This window comes from Mycobacterium asiaticum (assembly GCF_001673315.1).
Classification (GTDB): Bacteria; Actinomycetota; Actinomycetes; order Mycobacteriales; family Mycobacteriaceae; genus Mycobacterium; species Mycobacterium asiaticum_B.
Window position 1 is genome coordinate 41,715 of the sequence record NZ_LZLQ01000066.1, and the last position, 25,530, is coordinate 67,244.

23 protein-coding genes are annotated in these 25,530 nt (G+C 65.0%); 8 read left to right on the plus strand and 15 right to left on the minus strand.

Annotated features, from left to right (window positions below; genetic code table 11):
• The first annotated feature begins 14 nt into the window (after positions 1-14).
• The 5 genes from A5636_RS10325 to A5636_RS10345 all read left to right on the plus strand — a co-directional run bounded on the left by A5636_RS10325 (position 15) and on the right by A5636_RS10345 (position 6,479).
• Entirely contained in the window at positions 15-1,535 is a 1,521-nt protein-coding gene (locus A5636_RS10325) for a polysaccharide biosynthesis tyrosine autokinase (RefSeq protein ID WP_065158540.1), read from the plus strand.
• The gene (locus tag A5636_RS10330) at positions 1,532-3,016 is read left to right on the plus strand and encodes an O-antigen ligase family protein (RefSeq protein WP_155763740.1); all 1,485 of its coding nucleotides are present in this window, start codon (positions 1,532-1,534) and stop codon (positions 3,014-3,016) included. Before A5636_RS10325 ends, A5636_RS10330 begins: the two co-directional genes overlap by 4 nt.
• Positions 3,013-4,110 carry a glycosyltransferase family 4 protein gene (locus A5636_RS10335; RefSeq protein WP_253900558.1) on the plus strand — a complete coding sequence of 366 codons (1,098 nt, stop codon included), beginning with the start codon at positions 3,013-3,015 and terminating at the stop codon, positions 4,108-4,110. Before A5636_RS10330 ends, A5636_RS10335 begins: the two co-directional genes overlap by 4 nt.
• Positions 4,107-4,973 carry an FkbM family methyltransferase gene (locus A5636_RS10340; protein ID WP_065158541.1) on the plus strand — a complete coding sequence of 289 codons (867 nt, stop codon included), beginning with the start codon at positions 4,107-4,109 and terminating at the stop codon, positions 4,971-4,973. Before A5636_RS10335 ends, A5636_RS10340 begins: the two co-directional genes overlap by 4 nt.
• A 93-nt stretch (positions 4,974-5,066) precedes the next feature.
• Complete coding sequence (locus A5636_RS10345; RefSeq protein ID WP_065158542.1) at positions 5,067-6,479, plus strand: HNH endonuclease signature motif containing protein; 1,413 nt, start codon at positions 5,067-5,069, stop codon at positions 6,477-6,479.
• 3 nt (positions 6,480-6,482) lie between these two features.
• On the opposite strand, the gene A5636_RS10350 is transcribed toward A5636_RS10345, so the two are convergent.
• The 12 genes from A5636_RS10350 to A5636_RS10405 all read right to left on the minus strand — a co-directional run bounded on the left by A5636_RS10350 (position 6,483) and on the right by A5636_RS10405 (position 19,794).
• Positions 6,483-7,553 carry a glycosyltransferase family 4 protein gene (locus A5636_RS10350; protein WP_172827205.1) on the minus strand — a complete coding sequence of 357 codons (1,071 nt, stop codon included), beginning with the start codon at positions 7,551-7,553 and terminating at the stop codon, positions 6,483-6,485.
• Between the two features lie 14 nt (positions 7,554-7,567).
• Entirely contained in the window at positions 7,568-8,668 is a 1,101-nt protein-coding gene (locus tag A5636_RS10355) for a class I SAM-dependent methyltransferase (RefSeq protein WP_065158544.1), read from the minus strand.
• Positions 8,669-9,922, minus strand: coding sequence for a class I SAM-dependent methyltransferase (locus A5636_RS10360; RefSeq protein ID WP_065158545.1), 1,254 nt, complete (start codon positions 9,920-9,922; stop codon positions 8,669-8,671).
• A gap of 53 nt (positions 9,923-9,975) precedes the next feature.
• Entirely contained in the window at positions 9,976-11,991 is a 2,016-nt protein-coding gene (locus A5636_RS10365; protein ID WP_065158546.1) for a glycosyltransferase, read from the minus strand.
• Positions 11,988-13,526 carry a flippase gene (locus A5636_RS10370; protein ID WP_081287714.1) on the minus strand — a complete coding sequence of 513 codons (1,539 nt, stop codon included), beginning with the start codon at positions 13,524-13,526 and terminating at the stop codon, positions 11,988-11,990. The genes A5636_RS10365 and A5636_RS10370 overlap by 4 nt, the downstream gene beginning before the upstream one ends.
• A complete protein-coding gene (locus tag A5636_RS10375) occupies positions 13,527-15,017 on the minus strand; it encodes a sugar transferase (RefSeq protein WP_065158586.1) in 1,491 nt (496 codons plus the stop codon).
• A 17-nt stretch (positions 15,018-15,034) separates the two neighbouring features.
• Entirely contained in the window at positions 15,035-15,886 is an 852-nt protein-coding gene (locus A5636_RS10380) for a WecB/TagA/CpsF family glycosyltransferase (protein ID WP_253900559.1), read from the minus strand.
• Between the two features lie 36 nt (positions 15,887-15,922).
• The gene (gene rfbC, locus A5636_RS10385) at positions 15,923-16,462 is read right to left on the minus strand and encodes a dTDP-4-dehydrorhamnose 3,5-epimerase (RefSeq protein WP_065158547.1); all 540 of its coding nucleotides are present in this window, start codon (positions 16,460-16,462) and stop codon (positions 15,923-15,925) included.
• Between the two features lie 56 nt (positions 16,463-16,518).
• The gene (locus A5636_RS10390) at positions 16,519-17,184 is read right to left on the minus strand and encodes a PIG-L deacetylase family protein (RefSeq protein WP_065158588.1); all 666 of its coding nucleotides are present in this window, start codon (positions 17,182-17,184) and stop codon (positions 16,519-16,521) included.
• Positions 17,181-17,978 (minus strand): glucose-1-phosphate cytidylyltransferase, encoded by a 798-nt coding sequence (locus A5636_RS10395; RefSeq protein ID WP_065158548.1) that lies wholly within the window; start codon positions 17,976-17,978, stop codon positions 17,181-17,183. The genes A5636_RS10390 and A5636_RS10395 overlap by 4 nt, the downstream gene beginning before the upstream one ends.
• Positions 17,979-18,324: 346 nt before the next feature.
• A complete protein-coding gene (locus tag A5636_RS10400; RefSeq protein ID WP_065158549.1) occupies positions 18,325-19,479 on the minus strand; it encodes a PPE family protein in 1,155 nt (384 codons plus the stop codon).
• A gap of 15 nt (positions 19,480-19,494) precedes the next feature.
• Positions 19,495-19,794, minus strand: a complete 300-nt coding sequence (locus tag A5636_RS10405; protein ID WP_065158550.1) for a PE family protein — start codon at positions 19,792-19,794, stop codon at positions 19,495-19,497.
• Positions 19,795-20,192: 398 nt separating this feature from the next.
• Here A5636_RS10405 and A5636_RS10410 point away from each other — a divergent pair, with 398 nt between their 5' ends.
• Together A5636_RS10410 and A5636_RS10415 are read left to right on the plus strand one after the other, a co-directional pair.
• The gene (locus A5636_RS10410; protein ID WP_065158551.1) at positions 20,193-20,870 is read left to right on the plus strand and encodes a TetR/AcrR family transcriptional regulator; all 678 of its coding nucleotides are present in this window, start codon (positions 20,193-20,195) and stop codon (positions 20,868-20,870) included.
• Between the two features lie 140 nt (positions 20,871-21,010).
• Positions 21,011-21,697, plus strand: coding sequence for a TetR/AcrR family transcriptional regulator (locus A5636_RS10415; RefSeq protein WP_065158552.1), 687 nt, complete (start codon positions 21,011-21,013; stop codon positions 21,695-21,697).
• A gap of 3 nt (positions 21,698-21,700) precedes the next feature.
• Here A5636_RS10415 and A5636_RS10420 read toward each other — a convergent pair whose 3' ends face one another.
• The 3 genes from A5636_RS10420 to metG form a co-directional block, all read right to left on the minus strand.
• Entirely contained in the window at positions 21,701-22,252 is a 552-nt protein-coding gene (locus A5636_RS10420; RefSeq protein ID WP_065158589.1) for a serine acetyltransferase, read from the minus strand.
• Between the two features lie 259 nt (positions 22,253-22,511).
• Positions 22,512-22,877 (minus strand): PAS domain S-box protein, encoded by a 366-nt coding sequence (locus tag A5636_RS10425; protein ID WP_065158553.1) that lies wholly within the window; start codon positions 22,875-22,877, stop codon positions 22,512-22,514.
• A 125-nt stretch (positions 22,878-23,002) separates the two neighbouring features.
• The gene (gene metG / locus A5636_RS10430) at positions 23,003-24,568 is read right to left on the minus strand and encodes a methionine--tRNA ligase (protein WP_065158554.1); all 1,566 of its coding nucleotides are present in this window, start codon (positions 24,566-24,568) and stop codon (positions 23,003-23,005) included.
• 52 nt (positions 24,569-24,620) lie between these two features.
• Between metG and A5636_RS10435 the strand changes: the two genes are divergently transcribed.
• Complete coding sequence (locus A5636_RS10435; protein WP_065158555.1) at positions 24,621-25,484, plus strand: TatD family hydrolase; 864 nt, start codon at positions 24,621-24,623, stop codon at positions 25,482-25,484.
• Positions 25,485-25,530 lie beyond the last annotated feature (46 nt).

Sequence of the window (25,530 nt, forward strand, 5' to 3'; positions counted from 1 at the left end):
AGGGGGGTTAGTGGATGGACTTCCGCACCTTTGTCCGAACACTGCTGCTGCACTGGAAGCTGATGCTTGCCGCGCTGCTGGCCTGTTTGGCGGGCGCCGCGGCTATTACGGCGTTCCAGACCAAGAGCTACGAGTCGTCGGCGACCGTGCTGATCTCCTTCACCGGTGAAACCGACTTGATGCAGGTCTACCAGGGCACCCAGGCTGCGCAGGAGCGGTTGTCGTCCTACGCGGCCATAGCCGGCGGGCACGCGGTGGCCGATCGCGCGGTCACCCAGTTCCACCTGCCGGTCAGCGCGGACGCCCTGGCGAATCAGACGAAGGTGGCGTTCACCCCCAAGACAACGCTGTTCACCATCACGGTCACCGACACCGACCCGAAAAGGGCGGCGACGCTGGCGAAGGCAGTCGCAGACGAATTCAGCATCACGGTGGGCACCCTCGGCGGGAACCCGAAACCTCCGGACGCACCGGCAGCCGTCGCGACCACGCAGCCGGAACCAACCTCGTCGGCTCCAGCGCCCGACGGTGAGGCACCCAGCGTCCAGCCGCAGGGCAGTGAAACCACCGTGCCGTCCGAGCCGCAATCCGCGCCGAATCCCGCACCGCAAGCGTCGCCGACGGGCACGCCGCTGCCGGTCGCCAAGGCCACCGTGGTGGAACAACCCGGCATACCCGACCACCCGGTCAAGCCGGTGCCGGTACGCAACATGGCGATGGGCCTGGTGGCCGGGTTGCTGCTGGGCACGGGGGTGGCGCTAACCCGCGAGGCTGCCGACCGCACGGTGCGCGACCGGGCCAAACTGGAGAGTCTGTCCGGCCTGCCGACACTGGCCGAGCTCCCCGGGCATCGGGGCAGTGCACCGCGATTCGGCACGGATATCTCCTTCGACGACGCGGTCCGCGGTTTACGCGCCCGGTTGCTGCGGGCGATGGGTCCGGCCGCGAATCGGGTGTTGCTGACGGCGCCGTTCGGTGGCGAGGGCACCACGACGACCGCGATCAACCTGTCCCGGGCGTTCGCCGAACTCGGCGAAGACGTCCTACTGATCGAGGGCGACACCCGTCGTCCGGTGATCGCCGGCTTGCTCAAAGTCGAGTCTGGGGAGGGACTCTCCAACGCGCTGTCCAATCCCGACATCTCGACGGAAGCCACCAAGCCGACCTCGATTCCGAAGTTGTTCGTGCTCGCGGCGCGCGCGGTCCGCCGGGAGACACTGCCCACCAGTGCCTATCTGCCCGAGGTGCTGGACAAGGTTCTCCGGGACGTGGCAAGGACTTTCGAGCGGACGGTCGTCGACGGCCCCCCAGTGCTCGCCACAGCCGATTCGGGATTGCTGGGCGGTGCCGTGGACGCGACGGTGCTGGTGCTGCGGGCCGGCCGTACCACCGAGGATGAACTGGCGGACGCGTTGACCGCGCTGCGCGCGGCCGGTGCCAATGTGGTGGGCACTGTCCTTACCGACGCGCGAATCGCCCGCCATACCAGGGCCGCTACCCGGACCTACCGCGCGAAGGTCAGTGGGCCGGCGTGATCCGCTACCTGCGGAGTCGCCATCGGCTGGCGATGGCCGTGGTGGTATTGGCGGTATTTCTGTCGGGATGCTTTGTCTACGGCGCACTCTCGGTGCGCAACACCACCCAGGGCATCCTGTTGATCGGGTTGACCTTTTTCCTGATCGTCTATTGGGCCAAACCGGAACTGATGATCGGACTGGCGCTGTTCCTGGGGTGTGCGGCCCTGCCGCAGGGCTTGCACGTGGGCAAAGTGATTGGGCCGGTATCCATTTACGCCTCCCATGTGGTGCTGGTGCTGGCCATCTGTTTCGTATTGCCTGCGGTACGACTACGCATGTCGGACTACCTGTTGCCGGGAATGTTCGCGGCCACCGTGATTTACTTTGCCGCCGTTGGTTTTTCCACCGGACACAATCCGGCGATCGTGGTGCGCGAAACGACATTCCTGCTCGAGATGGTCGCAGGGTTTGTGCTGGCGCTGGTGGTGGTGTACGGCAACTACATCATGTTGTCGATTCGCGCGACGGCTGTGACACTGTGGTTTTCGGCGGGCATGGCCATCCTGGGTTCCTCAGGTGGTATTCGGTTGGCGGGCCGCACCGAAAGCCTGCAGATGGACACCGGTGACGCCGCCAACCGAGTCATCACCTCGACACTGATACCGGCGATTGCCGTGCTGACCGTTTTGGTCGCCGCTCAGATCGCCGGGCGCGTGCAGCCCGTGGCCTACCTCGCTCTGGGTCTACCGGCGCTGGTTATTGCCGTGCTGGCGTTCTCGCGCAACACCATCATCTCGGTGGGCGTGGCAGCTATCGTCGCATTCTTCGCCAGCATGGGCTGGTCGGCCGTACGTCGGGCCGCCCGGCTGACTCTCACCGGCCTCGGGATACTGGCGGTGACGATCCCGGGTGCGTTGTTTCTGCTGGGAGATTCGTCGGCCGGGGTGTGGGTGGCCAATCAGATCACCGGGTTCAGCCACCGCGTGCTCGGCAGGACCTCTGGCGCCGCCCTGTCCGCCGACCCGTCCACCCTGGCTCGATTTGCTGAAGACCATCACCTCAACGAGGCGATCGAGGCGGCCCCGATATTCGGCCATGGGCTGGGCTACGCCTACCAGCTGCCGTTCGGTGGCGACGACCCAACCGAATTCACCCAGACGCTCGGCACCACGTACGCGCACAACTTCTACCTGTGGTGGTTGGCCAAATCGGGCGCGATCGGTATGACCGCATTTGCGGTGTTCGCCCTCACCCCGGTGGTGCGGGCGCTGCGTAGTGCCTCGGTCCCGGCCAAGATCAGCGCGGCGGTCAGCACCGGCCTGTTGGTGATGTGCATCATCGACCCGTTGCCCGAGGATCCGGCAAACGCGATGACGTTGGGTATCGCGCTGGGAGCGGCGTTGGCGTTCGCCACGCTCGGAGACCGTGGTGCGGAAAGGACCGAAGACGACGAGGTCCAAAGCTGCCCCGCCGAACAGGAATTGGTGCGGCTCCGGTGAGCGGGAGATTGCGGGTGGTGGTGGTCGGGCCGGCGCCGGCTCAGGCGGCCAGCCGCGGCGGCATGGCCACGGTCGTCACCTTGATGGCCGCACACCCCGACCAGCGGGTCGAGATCGTGATGGTTCCGACGTACATCGAAGGCTCCCTGGGGTATCGGCTGTGGGTCGGCGGTTCGGGAATGCTGCGTGCGACCTGGATGGTGCTGCGCCGACGGGCCGACGTCCTGCATGTCCACCTCGCGCACGGTGGCAGCGTGCTGCGCAAGGCGCTACCGCTAGCCGCGGCGCGGTTGGCGAGGGTGCCCGCCGTCGTACACGCCCACAGCTACGATTTCGGCGGCTGGTTCGATCGGTTGCCGGGGGTGATGCGACCGGTGGTCCGGCGCATGTTGGTCGCCGACAGATGGTTGGTGCTCGGAGCGCGTCACGTCGAGGAGTACGCCCGCCGGCTGCGGTTGCCGGCCGAGCGGATCACGGTGCTGCACAACGCGGTTGCTATTCCGCCTAGCGGTGTAGCGCAGGCTGAGGTGGAACCGGTGCACGCGGTTTCGCTTGGCCGGCTGGGTGTGCGCAAGGGCAGTTACGACCTGATCGCCGGCGTCGCCGCCCTCGACGAGAACCTGCGCGACAGGCTACGGCTGACCCTGGCCGGTGACGGCGAGGTGGACGAGGTGCGGGCGGCGGTCAGCGCGGCCGGTCTCGACCGGACCATCGTGGTGGCGGGTTGGCTGGATCCGAAAGCTCGAGACGAATTGCTGGGCAGGGCGCAGTTATTCGTATTGCCCAGCTACGACGAGGGACTGCCGATGGCGCTGCTGGAGGCCATGGCGCGCGGCCTGGCGCCGGTGACGACGCTGGTGGGCAGCATCGGCGAGGCGGTCCGCGACCGGGAGAACGGCTTGGTGGTACAGCCCGGCCGCCCCGACCAGATCGCCGAGGCGTTGACCGAATTACTCAAAGACGACACCCTGCGCGCCAGCCTTGGAGCGGCCGCACGCAGCCGTGCCAACGATTTCGGCCTGGACCGCTGGTATCAGCGGTTGACTGACATCTGGACCAGCGCGATGCATCCACCGGGAGGCGGCACACCGTGATCACCAAAGAAGGCCTACTGCGCAGCGACGCCGCCAACTGGGCCGCGAAGTACGCGACCGTGCGCAACGTCGGCCGAGTCCTGGGCCGCACCGCGATGACGACGACGACGGAAATGTTGTGGCGCCGCCGGTTGACGCAGGATCTGGCGATGTCGGTGGCCGACCACTTCGCGCCCGGCGGTTCGACTGTCCTCGATGTCGGCGCGAGCTGGGGCCTGTTCACATATCACCTGGCTCGACGGGTCGGAAAGTCCGGGCAGCTCTACAGCTTTGAACCACACCCGGACAACGCCCCGATGTTGCAAAAGCTTGCCAAGGCACGGTCGCACGTGCACTTTCACCAGGTCGCGGTTTCCGACGAGGCCGGTACCGCACGACTGTTGGTGCCGGAGCGGCGCAACCGGCAGGTAACGGCACAGGGCAGTCTGGCGCATGGGTTCGACGGGCAAGCGGTTGACGTGCGGCAGATCGACGTGCCGACAGTGCGACTCGACGACGTCTTGCCGCCGGATATCGTTGTGCACTTCGTGAAGATCGACGTGGAGGGCCACGAGGCGGCAGTACTGCGCGGCGGTGCATCAATGCTCCGGCGTTGCCGCCCAACGATTTTGATCGAAATCGAGCAGCGTCACCTCGGGTCGCCCATCGACGACGTGTTTGGTCAGATCGAGGAATTGGGCTATCGCCTGTTCTGTGTCACGGAGTCGGGATTGCGGCCGATTACCGACTTCGATGTGCAGCGCGATCAGATGTCGATGGTCGATTCGGGTGAATTTCATCCGTTCGCCATGCCTGCGGGTTACATGCATGATTTTTGCGCGGTCCGGTCACCGGAGCTGGTTGCGGGGCTCTTGGCGTCCTAAGCATCCTCGTAGCACGTGAATTGCATTGTCGGACTATGCGTCTGGCTTCGTACGGGCGAGGTCTTGTCGGTGGTGGTTCGTAGAATTTGAGCCATGGGTGCGAATAGTCGTGAGGAGATTGACGAGGTCTTCGATGCGTACGATGCCGCGTTGGATCGGGTGTGTGCGTTGTCTTTTGACGCGTTCACCACCCGGGAGCGGTTGTGGGCGTTGGAGTGGTTGGAGCGGGGCAACCGCCGGATGCGGGCCCCGCAGCATTCGTTGATCAATGGGGTCGGCGCCCAGGCCAGCGCTGAAGAGTTGGGTGGGACGCTGCGGGGTGCGTTGGCCGACCGGTTGCGCATCACCAAAGCCGAAGCCGCCCGGCGCATCGCCGACGCCCAAGACCTTGGGCAGCGCCGCGCGTTGACCGGGCAGCCCTTGGCGCCGGTGCTCAGTGCCACGGCTCAGGCTCAGCGCGAGGGTTTGATCGGTGACGGGCACGTCAAAGTCATCCGCGACTTCTTCGACCACCTGCCCGCCACCGTGGACGTGTTCACCCGCGAGGCCGCCGAAGCCGACCTGGCCGCCAAGGCGTGTGAGTACCGGCCCGATCAGGTCGCCAAGTACGCCCGCCGCCTGATGGACTTGCTGCACCCCGACGGGGACTTCTCCGATCAAGAGCGCGCCCGCAAACGCGGCCTGACTCTGGGTGCCCAGGACGCCGATGGCATGTCGCGGTTGACCGGCGTGATCACCCCCGAGTTACGCGCACTACTCGAGGCCGTGTGGGCCAAACTCGCCGCCCCGGGTATGTGCAACCCCGAGGATGAGGCTCCACGCGTGGATGGCGAACCCGACGAGGAGACCGCCCGCCGTGATACCCGCAGCACCAGCCAACGCCACCACGACGCCCTGGTCGCCGGGATCCGCGCGCTGTTCGCTTCCGGCGATCTGGGTCAGCACCGTGGGCTGCCCGTGTCGGTCATCGTCACCACCACGCTGAAGGATCTGCAAGCCGGCACCGGTAAAGCCCGCACCAGCGGCGACACCCTGCTCCCCATGACCGATGTGCTGCGCATGGCCAGCCACGCCCACCACTACCTCGCGATCTTCGACGGCGCCAAACCCCTGGCGCTCTACCACACCAAACGCTTGGCCTCCCCGGCCCAACGGATCATGCTAGCCGCCATGCACCGGGGTTGCACCAAACCCGGCTGCGACGCCCCGGCCTACCACAGCGAAGTCCACCACGTCACCGGCTGGACCACCACCGCCCGCACCGACATCACCGACCTCACCCTGGCCTGCGGACCCCACAACAGACTCGCCGAAACCGGCTGGACCACCCGCACCACCAGCCACCACCAAACCGAATGGCTCCCACCACCCCACCTCGACCACGGCCAACCCCGCACCAACAGCTTCCACCACCCCGAGAAACTCTTCACCGACGAAGACGACGAAGACGACGACGAGAAAGACGAAGGCGACAAAGACGACAGAGACGACGAGGGGGCGCCGTAACGGTCAGCAGGCCGATGGCGTGGCGACCGGTGTGGAACCGACCGCCACGACACCCTCGATCACCTCGAGCAGACGTGCTGCGGCGCGGTCGACGGAGAACCGTCGCGTGTAGTGCTGTGCCGCGGTGGCACCGTGTTGCGCCGCCTGAACCGGGTCGGCCAGTTTGTCGAAAGTGGTTGCCAAACCGGCAATGTCGTCGACATCCACCGGTGGACATCCTGGCGGCTGGTATTCGGGCAGGCCACCGACGTTGGACACGATCGGCATCACGCCCAGTTGCATCGACAACACCTGCACCCCGCTCTGTGAGGCCCGCCGGTAGTGCGCGACGGAGCCCTTGGCCCGGGCAAGGGTGCTGAGCACCTCGGAGTAGCGGTATCTTCCTGACTGCCAATGGGTGTGCGGTGGCAGCTGTTCGGCATCGATCGAACCGTCGCCGATGAGCACCAGATTGTCGCCGCGCCAACCTGTTCCGTCGACATGCTGCTGCCAAGCGCGCAGCACGATATCGAGGTTCTTGTAGGGATTCAGCCGGCCCACCATGACGAAGTCGCGCCGGCCCGCGGGGCCTACCGGCGCGGAAACCAGTCCCGGGTCGAGGTCACTGGTCAGCGGTGCGATGTGCACCGGTGTTCCGGTGACGTCGCGCCGATCGGTGATCTGTGCCGCGACGTAGCCGCTGTAGGTGAGGGTCGCCGCCGAGCGGGCGCCCCAGCGGTCGAAAACGGCCAGCTCGTAGGACGGCCGCTGTTCGGCGGCGTCATGGGGGCGGTCGTCGTGCACCAGTTGAATTCGTGGTTTGCCGCCGGCCAGTGCGATCCAGCGCGGATCACGCACCAACTCGGTGATCACCACGTCGGGACGGTACTCGGCGATCCTGCGCCGCGCGGCGAAGTGGGCCGGCCAGGTGGCGGCGGTGCGGAACCGCGGGTCCAGCACCAGCTCGTAGTCGCGAGCCCGGTCAGATTCCGGGTGCTGGTCGGAGGTCACCAGCAGCACGTCGGTGCCCTGGCGGCGTAGCGCCTCGGCCTGTACCCGCGCCAGCGGGCGCAGCCACGGCGAAAGCCACAGCACGCGAAGCGCATTCGTCATGACGTCGCGCTGCCGACGGCGCCGTGATCGACCCACCAACGACCCTCGAACTGCGGGTAACTGCGGCGTACCTCCTCGAACAGGTCTGGCAGGGTCAACAGGACCCGGTCCGGGTTGGCGGCGTTGAGCTGTTCGGGGGAGATGATCGGAACATCGGTTCCGGGGATCCTACGGCCCTGTTTGGCCGGGGACGCGTCGGCGATTCCCTTCAGCAGTTGACGGTCGACCTTGGCGATGTTCAACAGGGCGGGGACCCGCGAGCCGGCACCGTAGCCGTAGACGGTGTGCCGGCGGTCTGCCTGCAGCACAAGCCAGTCGCGCAGTTGCGCGGCATGGCTATCGACCGCTTGCTGCAGACTCTGCAGCACGATGGGGTCTGTCACTCCGAAATCGCTTTCGCGCGCCAAGATCTCCCGCACACGCTCGTCCGGCTCCACGCGGCCGTGCACAGCGGCAACCAGAAATGTGCCGCCATAGAGATCGAACTCCCAGGCGGTGGCCGCGCTCATCCCGACGGCACCGAGCAGGTTGACCACCGCGGTCAGTGAGTAGTAAGCGAAGTGGCCGTGCCGCAGGGCAGTCCACTGCCCGTCGCGGACCATTGTCATCAGGGACGGAAACTGGATCAACAAGACGCCTTCGGGCGCGGTCACTTTCGCGCGCTGCACGAAACCGGACCGTTGCCGCGGATCGTGCGTGATGCCGAAACAGTCGAGCACCACATCGGCCACCTCAGCTTCGGCGTATCCGCGTTCGGCCAGCAACGGCAACCATGTGCCGCCGTGCGGGCTGCCGAATTCGCAAACCGTGTCACCACGCAACCAGCCGGCATCGGCAACACGCCGAACGGCGTCGGCAGCCTGATCCCGGAGGGCCTGCGGCTCGATGCCCCTGGGTTCCTCGGTGACCGTGTCGTCGTCGGCCAGCTGGGCCAGTCCACAACCGGCACACAGGTCCATCGCCAGTGGATGCGCCGATTCCTGAGCAATGATCGGATCGGACACCAATGGAAAATGATCGGCCGCAGGTGCTTTCCCCAGATCGAGCACCCGGGTCAGATCGGTGCAATCGCACCCTCGGCAGCTGCGCGCGGTCATCTAGCGCACCGCCGCGGCGGGTGATCGGGCCGGCCGTGCCATATGCAAGGTCGGCAGCGGGTAGACGATCTGACCGCCCCATTCGGTGACGTAGCTGAGCTGCTCGGTGAGTTCGGTCTCCAGGTTCCACGGCAACACCAGCACCACATCCGGACGGTCTCGGGCGATGACCTCCGGATCGTGGATGGGGATGCGAGTGCCAGGTGTGAAATGTCCATGCTTGTAGGGGTTTCGATCGACCGTGTACTCGAGCAGGTCGCTGCGGATCCCGCAGTAGTTCAGCAACGTGTTGCCCTTGCCCGGCGCGCCGTAGCCGACGACACGTTTGCCCTCCGCTTTGCACGCGAGCAGGAAGCGCAACAACTCCTGGCGCGTCTGTTCGGTGCGGCGACGCAATTGCAGGTACCCCTCCGGGCGGTGCAGTCCGGCCGCCTCCTCGGTGCGCAGAATCTTGCTCACCCGTTCCGTCGGTGGACCGGCCACCTCGATGGGGCGGGCCCAGACGCGAATGGACCCGCCATGAGTGGGCAGCAACTCCACGTCGACCACAGCCAGGCCGGCGCTGGACAGCGCGTTGATCGCCGAGAACACGGTGTAGTACTGGAAGTGCTCGTGGTAGATGGTGTCGAATTGGCCTCGGCTCACCAGGTTCAGCGCGTGGTGTACCTCGATGCTCAGCCAGCCGTCGTCGGCGAGCAGTCCGCGCAACGACTGGGTGAAGCCGCGAAGATCAGGGATGTGCGCGTATACGTTATTGGCCACCACCAGGTTCGCCGGGCCGTGCTGGGCGCGCACTTGCTGTGCCACGTCCTGGTCGAGGAATTCCGACACCGTGGGCACACCCCGATCCGCCGCGGCCGCACCGACATTGAGCGACGGTTCGATGCCCAGGCAGGGGATGCCTCTGGTCACGGCGTGTTGCAGTAGGTAGCCGTCATTACTGGCGACCTCAACCACGAAGGAATCAGGTCCCAGCCCCAGTCGTTTCACCGCATCTTCGACGAACGTCTCCGCATGCTGCACCCAGCTGTCGGAATACGAAGAGTAGTAAGCGTATTCGGTGAACGTCTCCTCGGGAGTGATCAATGCCGGAATCTGCAACAGCAGACAGTTCTCGCACAGCCGTAGGTGCAGCGGGTACGTGGGCTCAGGCAAGTCCAGTTCCGCTGCGCTGAGGATTTTTTCGCAGGGTGGGGTGGCACCGAGGTCTAACACGCTGAGCATGCGTTCCGAGTCACATAAGCGGCACTTCATCTGGCTTCCAATCCGTCGTGTCGTCAAGGTTGTGTCAGGGTGGTGCAGCGGTTTCACAGCACCGCACCGATCGCGTCGAGGTAGGCGTCGGCCATCGCGGCCACGGTGTAATGCGTCTGCATGCGCTCGAAACCGCGCCGTCCGACCTCCGGCAGTGCGTCGGGGTCGCGCAGGATCTCGGCCAGTTGGTCCCGCCATGCCGTTACCGAAACGGGTTCGACCACGAAACCGGCCTTGCCGAAATCCAGCATCTCCGGAACGGCGCAAACACCGGATGCGGCCACCGGGACGGCCCTGGCCATGGCTTCCAGAATCACGAGCGGGAAAGCCTCGGAACGGCTTGGCACGCACAGTAAGTCTGCGTCGGCCAACGCCGGCCCGGGACCCTGCGACCAGCCATGCCACTGGACGCGGTCGCGCAACCAATCCGGCGTACGGGCCTCCAGCTTCACGCGGTCGGGTCCGTCGCCGAAAATAGAGAGCTTCCAGGGCAGATCTGTCAGGCCGGCGAGCGCCTCGATGAGCAGGTCGGGATTCTTGTGCTCGACGATGCGGGACAACATCACCAGGTGCGGTGGCGCGCCGGGCGGGCGCACCCGTCGCGTCGGCTCACCTGCCGAGACCACGCCGTTCGGTGCGACGAAAGGTTGTCCACGCAGCCGGTGGTGGGGAGTCAGCATCTCCCAATGCCGTTGCGCCAGAACAATGAAGCCATCCGCGCGGCGCATCGCGGCGGTCAGTGGCCGCGAGTAGACGGGTCCGTCTGCCGCGGGTGGCACGTGCGGGGCCACCAGCCACCGGCGGGCACTGGAGCCTGCCCGCCAGAGAGTCGCGAAACCGGTCTCGGTATTGGTGTCACCACTGATCAGCACCGACGGCCCGGCTGGCAGGTCGACCATGGGGGCCCACCACGGCTGTCGCACCACCCGCACACTGTGCGGAATCTCTTTGATCAGTGGCCCGAAGCGCTGCATGCACACGATGGTGACCGGATACCCGCGGCGGTCCAATTCCGCGGCCAGCAAAGCTTTCTGACGCTCGGCACCGCCGTAGACGAGGCGATTGGTGGTGATGACGATCGAGGGCTTGCCGGTGCGACGGGCCGCGATGGCGCGCCTGCGTAGGTCGCGTTTGGACCGTTGTATCCGTTCCAGCAGCGCCGTACCGGCCAGGTACGCGTCGGCGTGATGGACGCTGTCCTGTCGCTCTAGCAGCAGTGCGATGTTGGCCCGCAACAGGTCCCGATTTCGGAAGCGTTCGACGGTGGAGACCGCCGCGCCGTGCGCCGAGACCGGGTCACCGGCAATCTGGACGGGGGCGGGATTACCGTGGTCGACGTCGAGTTCGTCAGCCAGCAGAATGCGCCACCCGGCCTCGGTCGCCCGTTGCTGCCAGTCGGTCTCCTCGCCGTAGAGGAAGAATTCTTCGTCGAATCCGCCGATCTGGTTCCACGCCTGGCGGTTGATGGCCAGACATATCCCGGCCACATAGCCGTCGATGCTCTGGGATTCGGCGGGCTGTTCGCGGTACAGGTGTGAGAGCGGGGTGCCTCGCAGCCGGTCGGAGTAGCCGGCGGCGGCCACCAGTGCGCGGGTGAGGGTCCGGCGACGCGTGGCGATATCCCACCGTTGTGGGCCGGGGGCACCGATGTCCTGAATGAGCGGCGACACCGCAGCCACTCCGGGCCGGTGTAACAGCTCCCGGGTGCGCGTCAGCGGTCCGTTCAGACGCGTGTCGGCGTTGAGCAGCAGCAGGTCCGTGTCGGCGGGAGTGTGCTCGACCAATGCGTTGAAGGCGCCGCCGAAGCCAAGGTTCACCGGGCCCAGCACCCAATGCACGTCAGGGTGGCGGGCGGCCAATTCCTCGCGGCCGGGGTATGCGTCCCCGCTGTTCTCGTAGACGTAGACCGGCAATTCCGGGGCGTGCATGGCGAGGCTGGCCAGGCACTGCTCCACCAGGTCGTGGCTTTTGTAGGTCACAATCAGCGCCGACAGCGGACGCTCGATGCTCATCGAAATAGTCTCGGCTGCAGGCGGTTTCAGATATGCACGATCCATCTCGGTTGTCATGGCGTCACCTGTCTCTGGAATAGCGAAGTCAACGTCGACCATTTGACCGGGCCGAACACCATGTTGACGGCGAGATAGGTTGCCGCAGCGGCAGCCAGCACAAAGATCACCTGCTGACCCGACAGCAGCAACACGATCGCCGCACTGGCTGCTGTCGGAACCAGCAGTCGCACCAGGAACCTCACCGGGGTGTGATAACCGCATTGGCTACGCAGTCGCCAACTCGCCAGCGTCATGCCGAACAACTCGGTGCACACCAGGGCGATACCGGCCCCGATGGCACCGAACTGACTGTCCAGAAAAAGATTCAGCGCCACATTGACGACCAGTGTGGCGACGAACAACCGGAAAAAGAACCGTTGTTCGTGGCTGGCGAACAAGCCCTGTCCGAGGGTGCCGGTGACGAACCGCAACGAGGCGGCGATGAGCAGCAGCGCCAGGGTCGGTGCGCCCCGACGGACAAAGTCCTGGTCCCCGAACAGATTGATCAGTGGCGCGGCCAGCAACGTCCCGACCACAGCCACCGGGAGGGCTACGAAGAACATCAATTCGACACTGCGGCGCAGGAATCCGACGTAGGCACCGACGTCGCGGGAGTACAGCCCGGTGGCTGTCGACAACGTGGACTTCTGGAAGAAGACAGACAGCGCCTCGGTGTTGAACGCGATGGTATATGCCAGTCCGTACACGCCGACCTCGACGTGGGTGCTCAACAGGGACAAGATCACGCCGTCGGCGCGCCAATACAGGATCCCGACCACAGCTACACCCATGAGCGGCAGGCTTTCTCGCAACAGGTCCGCCGACTCACGGGTGGAGAAGACCGGACGCAGCTTGATGTGCCGCGCGGCGGCGGTGCCCTGGATCAGCAGTTGCAGGACCGGGGGGATGAGCTGGGCGACCGCGAACCAGATGACACCTTGGTGGGTTGTCACCAGCCAACTGACCGTGGCCAGCGTGCCCAGCCGGCCCGCAACATCGGAGATGGCCACCGCGGAGAAACGGACGGTGGACAGGAACACCGGTTCGAAGCGCGTCCGCATGGTCAGCATCAGCAGTTGCCCGGACAACACCACCAGCATCACGCGCACGTCGGCGTCACGGTAGATGAGCCACCCGATGCCCGCCGCGATTGCTGCCAGTGGAACGCAATACACCAGTGACAGACCGCTGTTGACCTGAACCAGTCGTTCCAGCTCGCCGCGACCGGACGTCACGCGCCGCACAATCACGGTGCCGATGCCGAGATCGGTCATGCTGGTCCACATGCCGATGAAGGCCACCGCCACCATCAGCTGGCCATAGCGGTCTGGTCCCAGATAGCGGGCAGTCATCGCCACCGAGACCACCGAGGCCAACATTCCCAGTGCACGGCAAATCAACTGGATCGAGAAGGCATGCGCGATCCGCGACTGCGGCACCCCGCCAGGTCCGCCAGGTCCGCCGGGTCCGCCAGGTCCGCCAGGTCCGCCGGGGAGCTGGGTCTGCTCTGAAGCCCCCGCAGCCGTCGGCTCGATTACGGCGCCGCCATTCATCTAGTACGCCCCATCGCTGACCAGGACCGCCTTGAGAGTCCTGGCGATGATGACGAGATCGCCTGCCATGGACCAGTTGTCGACGTAGGACAGATCAAGCCGGACCGAATCCTCCCAGGACAGGTCAGAGCGGCCGCTGACCTGCCACAAGCCGGTGACGCCGGGCTTGACCAGCAGCCGGCGCTTCACCTCACCGTCGTAGTTCTCCACCTCCCGGCGCAGCGGCGGTCTCGGACCGACGACACTCATGTCTCGCTTGAGTACGTTGATGAACTGGGGCAACTCATCGATGCTGTAGCGGCGCAGGATCCGGCCGACGGGCGTGACCCGCGGATCCTGATGGATCTTGAACAGCATGCCGGCGGCCTGGTTCAACGGCAGCAAGTGTTCGATCTGCTTGTCCGCGCCGTCAACCATGGTGCGCAACTTCAACATCGTGAACGGCTGGCCGTCCAGGCCGATGCGCTCGGCGCGATAGAAGATGGGTCCTTTGCTGTTCAGTCTGATCGCCGCCGCGGCCACAATCAGCAGCGGGGCCGTCACGGCAAGGGCGAACAGCGCGAAGCAGAAGTCGAAGGCGCGCTTCTGAATGCGTTGCGTACCTTCATATTGCGGCTTGTCGACGTGCAACAGCGGGAATCCCGCGATGGGGCGCATGGTCAATCGCGCCCCGGCGACGTCCATCACCCCCGGTGACACCACCAGGTCGACGTCCAGGGTCTCCAGCTGCCACATCAGTTCGCGGATCCCGTGCACGCCGAAATGTTCGGTGCGTGTCACGGCTACGGTGTCGGCGCCGCAGTCGTCGAGTGCGGCCACGGCGTGGGTTTCGTCACCGAGGATCGGGATCTCCCGGTCCTGGACTTTGAGGTTCTCACCGCGCCACGGCCCGTACCCCGGGATGCAGACGCCCACTACGACATACCCGTCTTTCGGGTTGCGCAGCAGTTCGTGCGCCAGGTGAGCCACTCCGGACCGGTCGCCGATGGCCAGCACCATGGTTTGATAGTGGCCTTGGGAACGCCGGTGCCACACGTACTTTCGCCACAGATTGCGACTAGCCAGCAAGCCCAGGGTGCCGACGGGAAGAGCGACGGCCAGGTAGCCGCGAGCCAGTTCGATCTTGGCGAGCAGCGTGACCATGGCGATGATGCCGAACACCGAGAAGGACGCGCTGGCGATGCGCCGGTACTCGTCGATCCCGGCGCCGATGATGCGCGGGGACCTGGTGTGGAACACCGCTATCGACGTGAGCCACAGGACGGCAAACAGGCATGAGAACAGTGTCATTACCGGCCCCGGATATCCGGACATGTTGGGGGAGTCTCCGAACCGGGCGAACTGCGCGAGCGCGATTGCCGCGCAGACGATTATCGAATCGGTGATCCGCAACCGCACGGAATACTGCTGCTGCCAACGCTGTATGGCGCCGACCTGGGGCTCGTGGACGACGGGCGACCTTGCGGTCTGAGTGTGCAGTGTGGCTGTCATGCTGGCCGCTCCCTCGGTCATGCGGACGCTGCTTGTGTTGCTGTGCCGGGGGGTTCGACAACGTCACGGATGGCTGGGCCGGCGTAATAACTGCCGGGGTAGCAGATCAGTTGTGCGCGCGCGGCGCGTAGCAACGCCAATGGTCCCTGCAGCAGGTAGCGACGGGCCAGTCGGCGCGGTTCGCGGCTCAATCGGTAGAACCACTCCAGTCCGCTGCGCTGCATCCAGGCGGGGGCGCGTCGGGTCATGCCGGCGAGAAAGTCGATGGCCCCGCCCGACGGCAGAAAAACCCGGGCGCCCGTGGCGTGCCCGTGCCGGTCGACCCACAGTTCCTGGCGTGGCTTTCCCAGGCTGACCACGAGAATGTCGGTGCGCGCGGCACGGATGGCGGAGCAGAATGTTTCCGCGTCTGATTCGACATCCTCGGGCGTTGGTGCCCACATTCCCGAGACGATCAGTGCTGGATAGCGCTCCTGTAGGTATCGCGACAGCAGTTGATGGGTTCGGCTACTGCCGCCGAAGAATCCGACCCGCTGGCCGTTGGCTTCGGCCAGCGCCAGCACCGCCGGGAGGAGGTCGGCACCGGTGACCCGAGGCCACGGCTTCGCGGTCAACAGTTGCCCGCGCCAGGCGATCGGCATGCCGTCGGCCAACAACAGCCAATCCAGCATGCCGTTGGGGGCGGCGCCTGCGGTGCGGAAATGATGCAGATGGTCGAGGTTGACCGATCCCACTGCCAAGCCGCGACCGGACCGCGACTGGAGGTGAGAGGCGATGAGCGCCAACACTTCGTCGGCGTCGCAGCGTTCTACGATGCTGCCGCTGACGACCATGCGTACGGCGGCTGCGGGCAGCGTGTCGTGAGCCATGTCCGACCTATGCCAGACGTTCGTCGCTGTGGTTGATCATGATGCCTCGCCCGCCAATAGCGGCCAGCTGGCGTCTTTTTCGGAGATGACCGTGACGGGTAGCGGCCACTCGATCCCGAATTCCGGCTCATTCCAACGGAAGTTCTGCTCGCTGTCCGGCTGGTACGGCCCGCTGATCTGATAGAGGATCTCGGTGTCATCGGTGAGTGTTTGGAACCCGTGCGCGACGTACGGGGGCAGGAACAGCGCGCGGCGGTTGTCGGCGCTCAACTCCACCATCACGTGCTTGCCGTACGTCGGCGACTCGGGCCGCACGTCCACGGCGACATCGGCAATTGCACCGCGAATGCAGCGCACCAGCTTGGCCTCGGCGTGTGGTGGCACCTGGCGGTGCAGTCCGCGCACCGTGCCGCGAGTCTGGTTGAAGCAGATGCTGGTTTGGGCGACGTCGGGAATCAGCCCGTGCCGGGCGAATTCCGCAGCGCAGAAAACCCGGGTGAAAAACCCGCGGTGGTCACGGTGTGGCTCGATGTCGACGATCGTCACGCCAGCGACCTGCGTGGGCGTGTATTTCATACGGATCCCCCTGTTATCCCCTCGGTATTCGCATTGCGGTGCGATTCGGACATGCGCTATGGGTTGCAGTGACCGGCGATCTGACCCAAGACCAGCTTTTCCACCACGAACGCTTCGGCGTAACGGGATCGGCTCTGGACGCCCCGGATCCGCATGAGGCCGAGAAATGTCTCCTCGTCGAACCAGTCCCGTCCCGTCTGCGACGGATAGCACTGCGTCAGAAGGTGTGCCTTCTGCAACCCCGCCTCGGTCGAAACCGGTACGTAAAGCGAGGGATTGGGCAGATCCGACTCCCACTTGAGAATCTCGTAGCCCAGGACGAGATGCGCGCGAAATTCAGTCGGAATGAGTTCACCGAGTAAGCGATGATCCTGGTGGTGGTCGGCTCGCTGCGGACCGAGTACCAGATCCGGTTCGCAACTGCGACGGAACTCGGCGAGCCGGCGCTTGACGGCACCCCAATGCTCCGGCAACCGGCCGTCGGGTAGGTCGGCCACCGTCAACCGCACGTCGGCTCGCGGAAAAAACGCGGCGAAGGCGCTCTTCTCCTCGATCTCGCGTTCGGTGCCGGCGCCGGTCAGCACCAGTGCGTGAATAACGAGACCGGGACGGGCGCTGGCGATCTGGGCCAGTGTTGCGCCGGCGCCGATGAGGATGTCATCGCAGTGAGCACCGATGACGGCGACCGACCGGACGTCGTCGCCGAAGGTCATGGGGTTCATGCCGGCTGTGCTGTTGGCTGCGCTGTTTCCCAGGCCGCCCACGGGCGGATGCCGCGGTTGTAGTCGGCGTCGAGTTCAGCGCGTTCCTTGAAGGTGTCGGCCGGCTTCCAGAACCCATCGTGCTGGTAACCCACCAGTCGTCCGGTCCCGGCCAGCGCCATGCAGGCGTCGCCGACCAGGTCGCCGTTCTCCGGGATCAGGTCGATCACATCTTGACGAAGCACGAAGTAGCCGCCGTTGACCCAGATGGGGAACTTGGCGATCGGTGCTATCTCTTTGATGTCGCCGTCGGTGCCGACATCCACGCAGTGGAACGACGACTGTGGCGGCACCACGAGCATCGACGCCGAGGCACCGCCGGCGTGGAAGCGTTCAATCATGGTGTCCAGCGGCGCGTCGGTGAGCACGTCGGCGTAGTTGGCCAGGAAGTACTCGTCGTCACCGAGGTACTTGCGCACTCGTCGCAGGCGCTCGCCAATGGGTGATTCCAATCCGGTGTCTACGAACGTGATGGTCCAGTCGGACATGTCGGATTCCAGCAGTTCGACTTCACCGCCGCGCATGACGAAATCATTGGATTCGGTTTCGCGGTAATTGACGAAGAACTCTTTGACGAGCGCCTGGCCATATCCCAGGCACAGGATGAATTCCTTGTGGCCGTAGTGCGCGTAATAGCGCATCACGTGCCACAAGAGGGGTCTTGGCCCGACCATTTGCAGCGGTTTGGGGACGAGGTCGCCGTCGGCGCTGCGCATCCGCATGCCGTACCCGCCGCAAAACAATACGACCTTCATGTCATGCCCCCCTCGATGGCCGAACGCAATCCGTTTCCCCCAGGCGGCCACTGAGCAGCGGCTGCCGCGACAGCGAACGTTTGGAAACTCATCCGCTGCCTGAATCTAAGTATACATACTTTTAGAATGAAGTAAAGCAATTTTGATAACTTTGAGTATGCAGACCGGTTGGATTCGACGAGCGGGGATCGACTAGCGATTTGTTTGGTCCCGGGTTGATCAAAACGGCCATCAAAACGGCCATCAAAACGGCCTTCGAAACGGCCGATCCGCCGTACACCGAGTGCCGGAACACGCCTACCTCGCGCTCCGGACGCCACCGAACCCAGCGTCATCATCGGTCGACTCAGACGGTGCCGTATCCGGCTGACGGCGGCTGTGCCATCACTGTGGGAACCATCCCGTAGCGGGGACCGGCGCCCGGGCCTTGAGCCGCCACGCCGCGCGGTATTCCGCCCAATAGGCTCGGCGGCACCGTTCCCATCCCGCTGCCGCCGCCAGCGCCCGGCAGCGCAGAACTGATGCCGGTCAGGTGGGCGTTAGGAATCACGCTGGTCCAGGCCGCGGGGACGGACAATGAGCCGAGGCTGGCGGCCTGACCCATCGCGCCCAGCGCACCCGCGCCGGCCGCTTCGGCACCCGCGGCTGCTGCCTCTGCGGCACCGGCCGCCACTTCGGCGGCCTGCTGCGCCGCGGCCGCCGTCAGGCCCTGCATGGTCTGGGCAATGCCCAGCAAACTGCTCAGCGCGAACAGCGGCATGACGGCGATGTTGAGGTAGTTGGCCATATCGCCGCTGGAGGTCGGTATCGGCATCCCTGCCGCTGCTGTGGGCGCGCTGCTCAGCGAGGCCGGCGTCGACATGCCGCGCAGGGTCGTCGGCACCGAATTGACCAGCGAGGCCAGTTTCGTCTGCGTCGCCGCGGCCTCCCCGGTGGTTTGCGACACCGCGGCGGCCTGGGCGGCCGTGCCCGCAGGGTTGGTGACCTGGGGTGGAGCTTGAAAAGGCGTCAGGGCGGAGGCCGATGCCGAACCCGCGGCGTAGCTATACATCGCCGCGGCATCCTGAGCCCACATTTCGCTGTAGTGGGCTTCGATCGCCGCGATCGCGGGCGAGTTCTGACCGAAGAAGTTTGTCGCGACCATCGTTGCCAGCAACACCCGGTTGGCCGTGACCACACCGGGTGGAACCGTCATCGCGTAGGCCGCCTCGTACGCGCTGACGGCGGTCCTGGCCTGGGCGGCAGCTTCCTCCGCCTGCGCGGCGGTTGCGCTCATCCAGACCGCGTAAGGGGACGCAGCGCCTGCCGCGGCGATTGCCGCAGGTCCCAGCCAGGGGCCGCTGGTCAGCCCGGAGATCGTGGCGGCATATGCCGACGCCGCCGCTCGCAATTCGGTAGCCAACTCGTCCCACGCGAAGGAAGCGCTCAGCAGTGGGCCGGCCCCCGCACCGCTGTACATGCGCGCGGAATTGATTTCCGGTGGCAGTGCGCCGAAATCCATCGCAGTCCCCGCGCGTCAGCCGGCCGCAGCCGCGTTGCCGGCCTCGGTCTCGGCATAGGAAGCCGAACTGACCCGCATGACGTCGACGAACATCTGGTGGATCGCCGCTGCCTGCGCGCTCACGGCCTGATAGAGCTGGCCTTGGGCAGCAAATTGCATGGCGGTGAGCGCGGACACCTCGTCTGCGGCCGCCGGCACGACGGCCGTGGTGGGCACTGCGGCGGTGGCGCTGCCGGTGCTCACGGAGATGCCGATGCCTTGCAAGGTGTTGGCCGATGCGGCCAAGGCTTCTGGCTGTGTGGTCACGAACGACATTTGAGGCTCCCCCTACCCGAACTTTCGGCTGGTGACGAGGGTTGCGGTCATTGGTAGTGAGCAATACGTGGAGATCAGACCCGTTGAACTCCCCGAACCAAACTACAACCCTGCTAAAAGGCAACTATACATACTTTTCGGACGATGCCAAGGGTGGCGATGGGCTTTTAGTATTTTTGAGCCGTCGATGCAGACATGTTGGCGCGGAAGGCCGCGGTAGGGGGCGTACCTTGATAACCTCTCTGATGGCGCGCTCCGGGTGGCGTCGGCACAACGGCGACTAGGCAACAGCTGACGAAGCGGCCACATGTCTAGGAAAGGCATCGCAATGGTGAAGGTGATCGCTCGACGAAACGGCCGTTGCCGCAAGACGCGGTCCGGCGAGTCTCGCGGGCCATATGTCGACTGAATCGGCCGACGGACGAGCAGATACCACCCGGCAACAGATTCTGCGGGCCGCCGCCCACCAATTCGCCCGCCGCGCCTACCACGACGTCGGACTGGACGACATCCTGGCCGAAGCCGCATTGACCAAGGGTGCGATGTACTTCCACTTCCGGTCCAAGCACGCGCTGGCGGTGGCGATCATCGAACAACACAAGGATGAAGGGCGGGCCGCCGTCGAGGACCTGTTGGCTCGTCAGCTGTCGGGCCTGGAAACCCTGATCGATTTCTGCTATCTGGCAGCGGTACGGGACATCAGCCAGGACGTGGCCAGAGCCGCATCGCACCTCATCGAGTCGGTAGGCCGTACCGAGGGGCTGCAGGCCCAACTGCTGGGCGGCTGGACTGAGATGCTGGCCCACGTCGTCAAGCGCGCGATCGCCGAGGGTGATGTTGTCGAGGGATGGGACCCACGCGACATCGCGCGCTTGATCGTTTCGATGTACATGGGGTTACGCCAGACCAGCGACCTCGACGATGCGCAACGGTATCTAGTCGACCTGGAGAAGAACTGCATGCTGGTGCTGGCAGGCATTCTGCAACCCGACCGGCTCGACTACTTCAAGCAGTTCATCAGGCGACGCACCCATCTGGCGACCAATTCACTGGCGGCCGCTGCTCCCGCCCAGTGACGACACCGGTACGGTTTGGCACGCACCAACGAAAACAAGCTATGAACGGCTGCTAGTCTTGACCGGCTGACCAGGAACAACGACTTACGGCGCTCCGGATTTAACCGGATCGACATCATTGTGGAGGTGCGGAAAGGGCGATGGCGCGCCAGGTACGGTCCGAGGTAACCCGGCGGAAGATTCTCGACGCCGCGATCGATGTCTTCGGCGAGGTGGGGTACGCGGCCGCTGGCTGGGGCACCATCATCGAGCGGACTGGCATGACCAAAGGTGCGCTCTACCACCACTTCGATTCCAAAGAGGCCCTTGCGTCCGACATCATCGACGAGGGAACCGAGGTGCTCGTCGGTGCTTTCCGCAGTGTGTGCGGCTCAGCGTCGCCGGCACTGGAGAACATGATCCACGGAACTTTCGCCATCGCGCAGGTGCTCACCTCGGACAAGACCGCCCAGGCCGCCGAGCAGTTGATCGCCGCATTGGCCGGATTCAACGACGCGGCGGCGCGCTGCTGTGCCAGCTGGATCGCCGAGATGACCGTCCAGGCCAGGCGGGCGATCGCGGAGGGGGACCTGCGCGCCGACATCGACCCGGAAGTCCTCAGCGAATCGATCGTGGGGGCCATGTTCGGCGCGCGGATGCTCTCCATTTCGATGTCACGCATCCGCAGCGGTGACGAGCTCAACAGCCGATTGAGTCAGTTATGGATGTTGCTGTTGCCCGGCATCGCGGCCGAAGCCTCGCTGCCGTATTTTCAACAGTTTCTGGCCCGCGAGGCCCTTCGTCACACCAGGTCCGCGGCGACTGCGGCTGCCGGAGCCGAAAACTAATCGCTACGCGCTGACGACGCTGAGGCGGCGATCTTTGATGATTCGCGCCGGAACGCCGGCGACGTCGACGTCGTCGGGAACCGGTTTGGTGACTACCGCTCCCGCGTAGATGCCCACGCGACTGCCTACATCGGCACCGAGCACCATGGCGCCGGGAAAGATGAAAACATCGTCGCCGATGGTGGGGTATTCCCCCGGGCGGCCTTCACCGATGGTCACCCCTTGGTGGATGCGGCAGTTGGCGCCGATTTTGGCTCGGTGGTGGACGTGGACCCAGCCGACGTGGGCCACCGAAAGGCCGGGGCCGAACGCGTTGAGCGGAATGCCGAATCCGAGCTTTTCGCCTAGAAATTTGAGCCGTAGCCGGAGGTAGGCGGCCACCAGGTGACCAGCCGGCGTGCGGGCGGTGTTGGTCCAGTATTCCGTCTTGCGCAGCATGCGCTGGAAGTAAGGCGCGCGATGCATGATCCGATAGCGATGCCGCCAACGGTCTAAGCCTTGAGCATGCAAGTCAGCCGCGAGGTACGACTCCAAGTCGTTGCGAGTCCTGATCATTCGCAAAACCATACAACAGGTATCTAAAAGTTGGTATAGCTATACTGAGAGTTTGTTGGCGTAGCGGAGGCGGTGGGAGCTGTGCTGGCAGTTGCGTACCGAACTCGCTGCCTCATTCGCGCAGACTCGTTAGGGACTGGCAACGCGCTAAAGCAAAGCTGCGAAAAGCTGCGAAAGGGTCAGTACCCACTGGCGCGGCGGTTAAACCTGCGAGGCCGGTGAGAATGATCACCGCTCCAGAACGCCCTCGGGCCGGGCTTTAGCGCTCCTCTTCCCAGAGTTGTTCAGTCAAATCCTGGAAAGCGGCAAGGGCGAATTTGTCGTCGGCGCGCATCACGGCCGACCTGCTCATCAGTGCTCGCACCACCGACCCGTCCTTGTGGGCCAGTTCGACGACCATGTTCGCCAGCGCATGGACGAAGGACAGCAGCGACGATTCCTCGTCGGGTGCCTGGTGAAATATTTCGTGAAACCGCAGCGCAAGGACCTCTTCTGGGTCACAGCCCACCATTTGGGCAAAGGCAGAATTGGTGAACAGGATGCTGCCGTCGTCGCCGATCGCCAGTACGGGAACCGGTATTCGCTCGAGGACCACCAGCGCAGGCAATTGCTTCAACGTGGTCATCGGCGATTGAGTTGGTTGCCGATTCCGTCTGCGTTCCACGAGCCGATTATGGCCCATATCGGAAATTACGCGAACCCGCTTCGTCGCTATTCATATCGAAGTTGCGTCCCCGCACCGGTTTCCGCTCATTCCTCCTGGGCGGGCGGCTGGTAGCGGGGGAACACCCCGCTTGGCGGCGGCAATGGTGTCCCGGGCGTCAGTCGCACCCCGGCGGCGCCGAATGTCCGACGGTCCGCGGTCTGCCCCAGCAGATCCAGCAACTTGCCGGCGGATTCCGGCATCACCGGTTGCACCAGCAACGCAGCAATGCGGACCACCTCGCACGTCACATAGAGCGTGGTGCGGAATCGGTCCTGATCGTCCTGCGACTCGCTCTTGCGCAATACCCAGGGTTGCTGCGCCGAAAAGTATTTGTTGGCGTCACCGAGCATCAGCCAGATTGCTTCTAGCGCCAGATGCATCGCCTGCACGTCGAATTGCGCGCGCACCCGCTCCAGCAGACCGTCGGCAGTGGCCAGCAACTCGGTGTCGGCCTCGATGAACTGCCCCGGTTCGGGCACCACCCCGTCCAGGTTCTTGGCCACCATCGACAGCGACCGCTGAGCAAGGTTTCCCAGTTCGTTGGCCAGGTCGGTGTTGATGCGGGTGATGATCGACTCGTCGCTATAGGCCCCGTCCTGCCCGAACGGGATCTCCCGCAACAGGAAGTAGCGGAGCTGATCCGCCCCGAACGTATCGACCATCGCCACTGGGTCGACGATGTTGCCCACCGACTTGCTCATCTTCTCGCCGCGGTTGTGCAGAAAACCGTGCGCGAAAACCCTTCGCGGCAAATCGATTCCGGCCGACATCAAAAATGCCGGCCAGTACACGGCGTGGAAGCGGATGATGTCCTTGCCGATCATGTGCAGATCGGCGGGCCAGTATCGCTCGAACAACTCCGAGCCGGTGTCGGGAAAGCCCGCCCCGGTCAGATAGTTGGTCAGCGCGTCCACCCAGACGTACATGATGTGGTCGGGATGCCCGGGCACCTGCACGCCCCAGTCGAACGACGTGCGCGAGATCGACAGGTTGTCCAGTCCGCCGGAGACAAAACTGATGACCTCGTTGCGGCGAGTCTCGGGTGCGATGAAGTCCGGGTTGTCCCGATAGTGGGCCAGCAGCTTGTCGGCGTATGCCGAGAGCCGGAAGAAATAGGTCTGCTCCTCTGTCCAGGTGACCGGCGTACCCGTCTCGACGGCGACGCGGGTGCCGCCGTCGAGCAGTTTGGTCTCAGATTCGACAAAGAAGCGCTCGTCGCGAACCGAGTACCACCCCGCGTAGTTGTCCAGATAGATGTCGCCCGCGGCTTCCATGCGCCGCCAAATTTCTTGCGAGGCATCGTGGTGGTCGGAATCGGTGGTGCGGATGAACCGGTCGAAGGAGACGTTGAGCTTCTCTTGCATGCGTTGGAAAACATCGGAGTTGCTGCGCGCGAGTTGCGCGGTCGGGATCCCGGCCGCCGTCGCCGCCTGCGCGACCTTGAGGCCGTGTTCGTCCGTTCCGGTCAGGAAACGCACGTCGAAGCCGTCGAGGCGCTTGAATCGCGCGATCGCATCGGTCGCGATGTATTCGTACGCGTGACCCATGTGCGGTGCGCCATTGGGATAGGCGATCGCCGTGGTGACGTAGTAGGGCTGCGGTGGCTTCATCGGGAACCCACCCTAGTGGGGTGCGCCGGCACCGCGCGTGTGGACATATCGTGTGGCCGTGAGCTCCAACCGGTCCGGCCAGCGCGACGCGCCCCCCGCCCCCGAGCCGCTCTCGCCGTTGATCGACGCCCACACTCACCTCGATGCGTGCGGTGCCACCGACGCCGCGGGAGTGCGCGTCATCGCCGATCGTGCCGCGGCGGTCGGGGTCGGCGCGATGGTCACCATCGCCGACGACCTGGATTCGGCCCGGTGGGTGCGGCAGGCAGTGGACTGGGACCCACGGGTCTACGGCGCGGTGGCACTGCATCCGACCCGAACCGATGCCCTCACCGAGAGCGCGCGCACTGAGATCGAGGCGTTGGTGGCCCACCCGCGGGTAGTGGCGGTAGGGGAGACCGGCATGGACATGTACTGGCCGGACCGGCTCGACGGCTGCGCGCGGCCCGACGTGCAGCGCGAGGCCTTCGCGTGGCATATCGATCTCGCCAAACGGACCGGCAAGCCGTTGATGATCCACAATCGGCAGGCCGACCGGGAAGTCTTGGACGTGTTGCGCAGCGAGGGTGCGCCGGCCACCGTGATCTTCCATTGTTTTTCGTCCGGGAGTGAGATGGCTCGCACTTGCGTCGACGCCGGTTGGTTGCTCAGCCTGTCGGGCACTGTGAGCTTCCGTAACGCCCGTGACCTGCGCGAAGCCGTTCCGCTGATACCGATCGACCAGCTCTTGGTGGAAACGGACGCACCATTTCTCACCCCGCACCCCTACCGGGGGGCAGCGAACGAACCGTACTGCCTGCCCTACACCGTCCGCGCACTGGCTGAGCTGCTCAATCGCCGGCCGGAGGAGTTGGCGGAAATTACTACCAGCAACGCCCGCCGCGCCTATGGACTGGATAACGCGCCGGCGGCGTAGATCCAATCCGCAATCCAATCCGCCCCGAAACATCGGCATGCCCGAG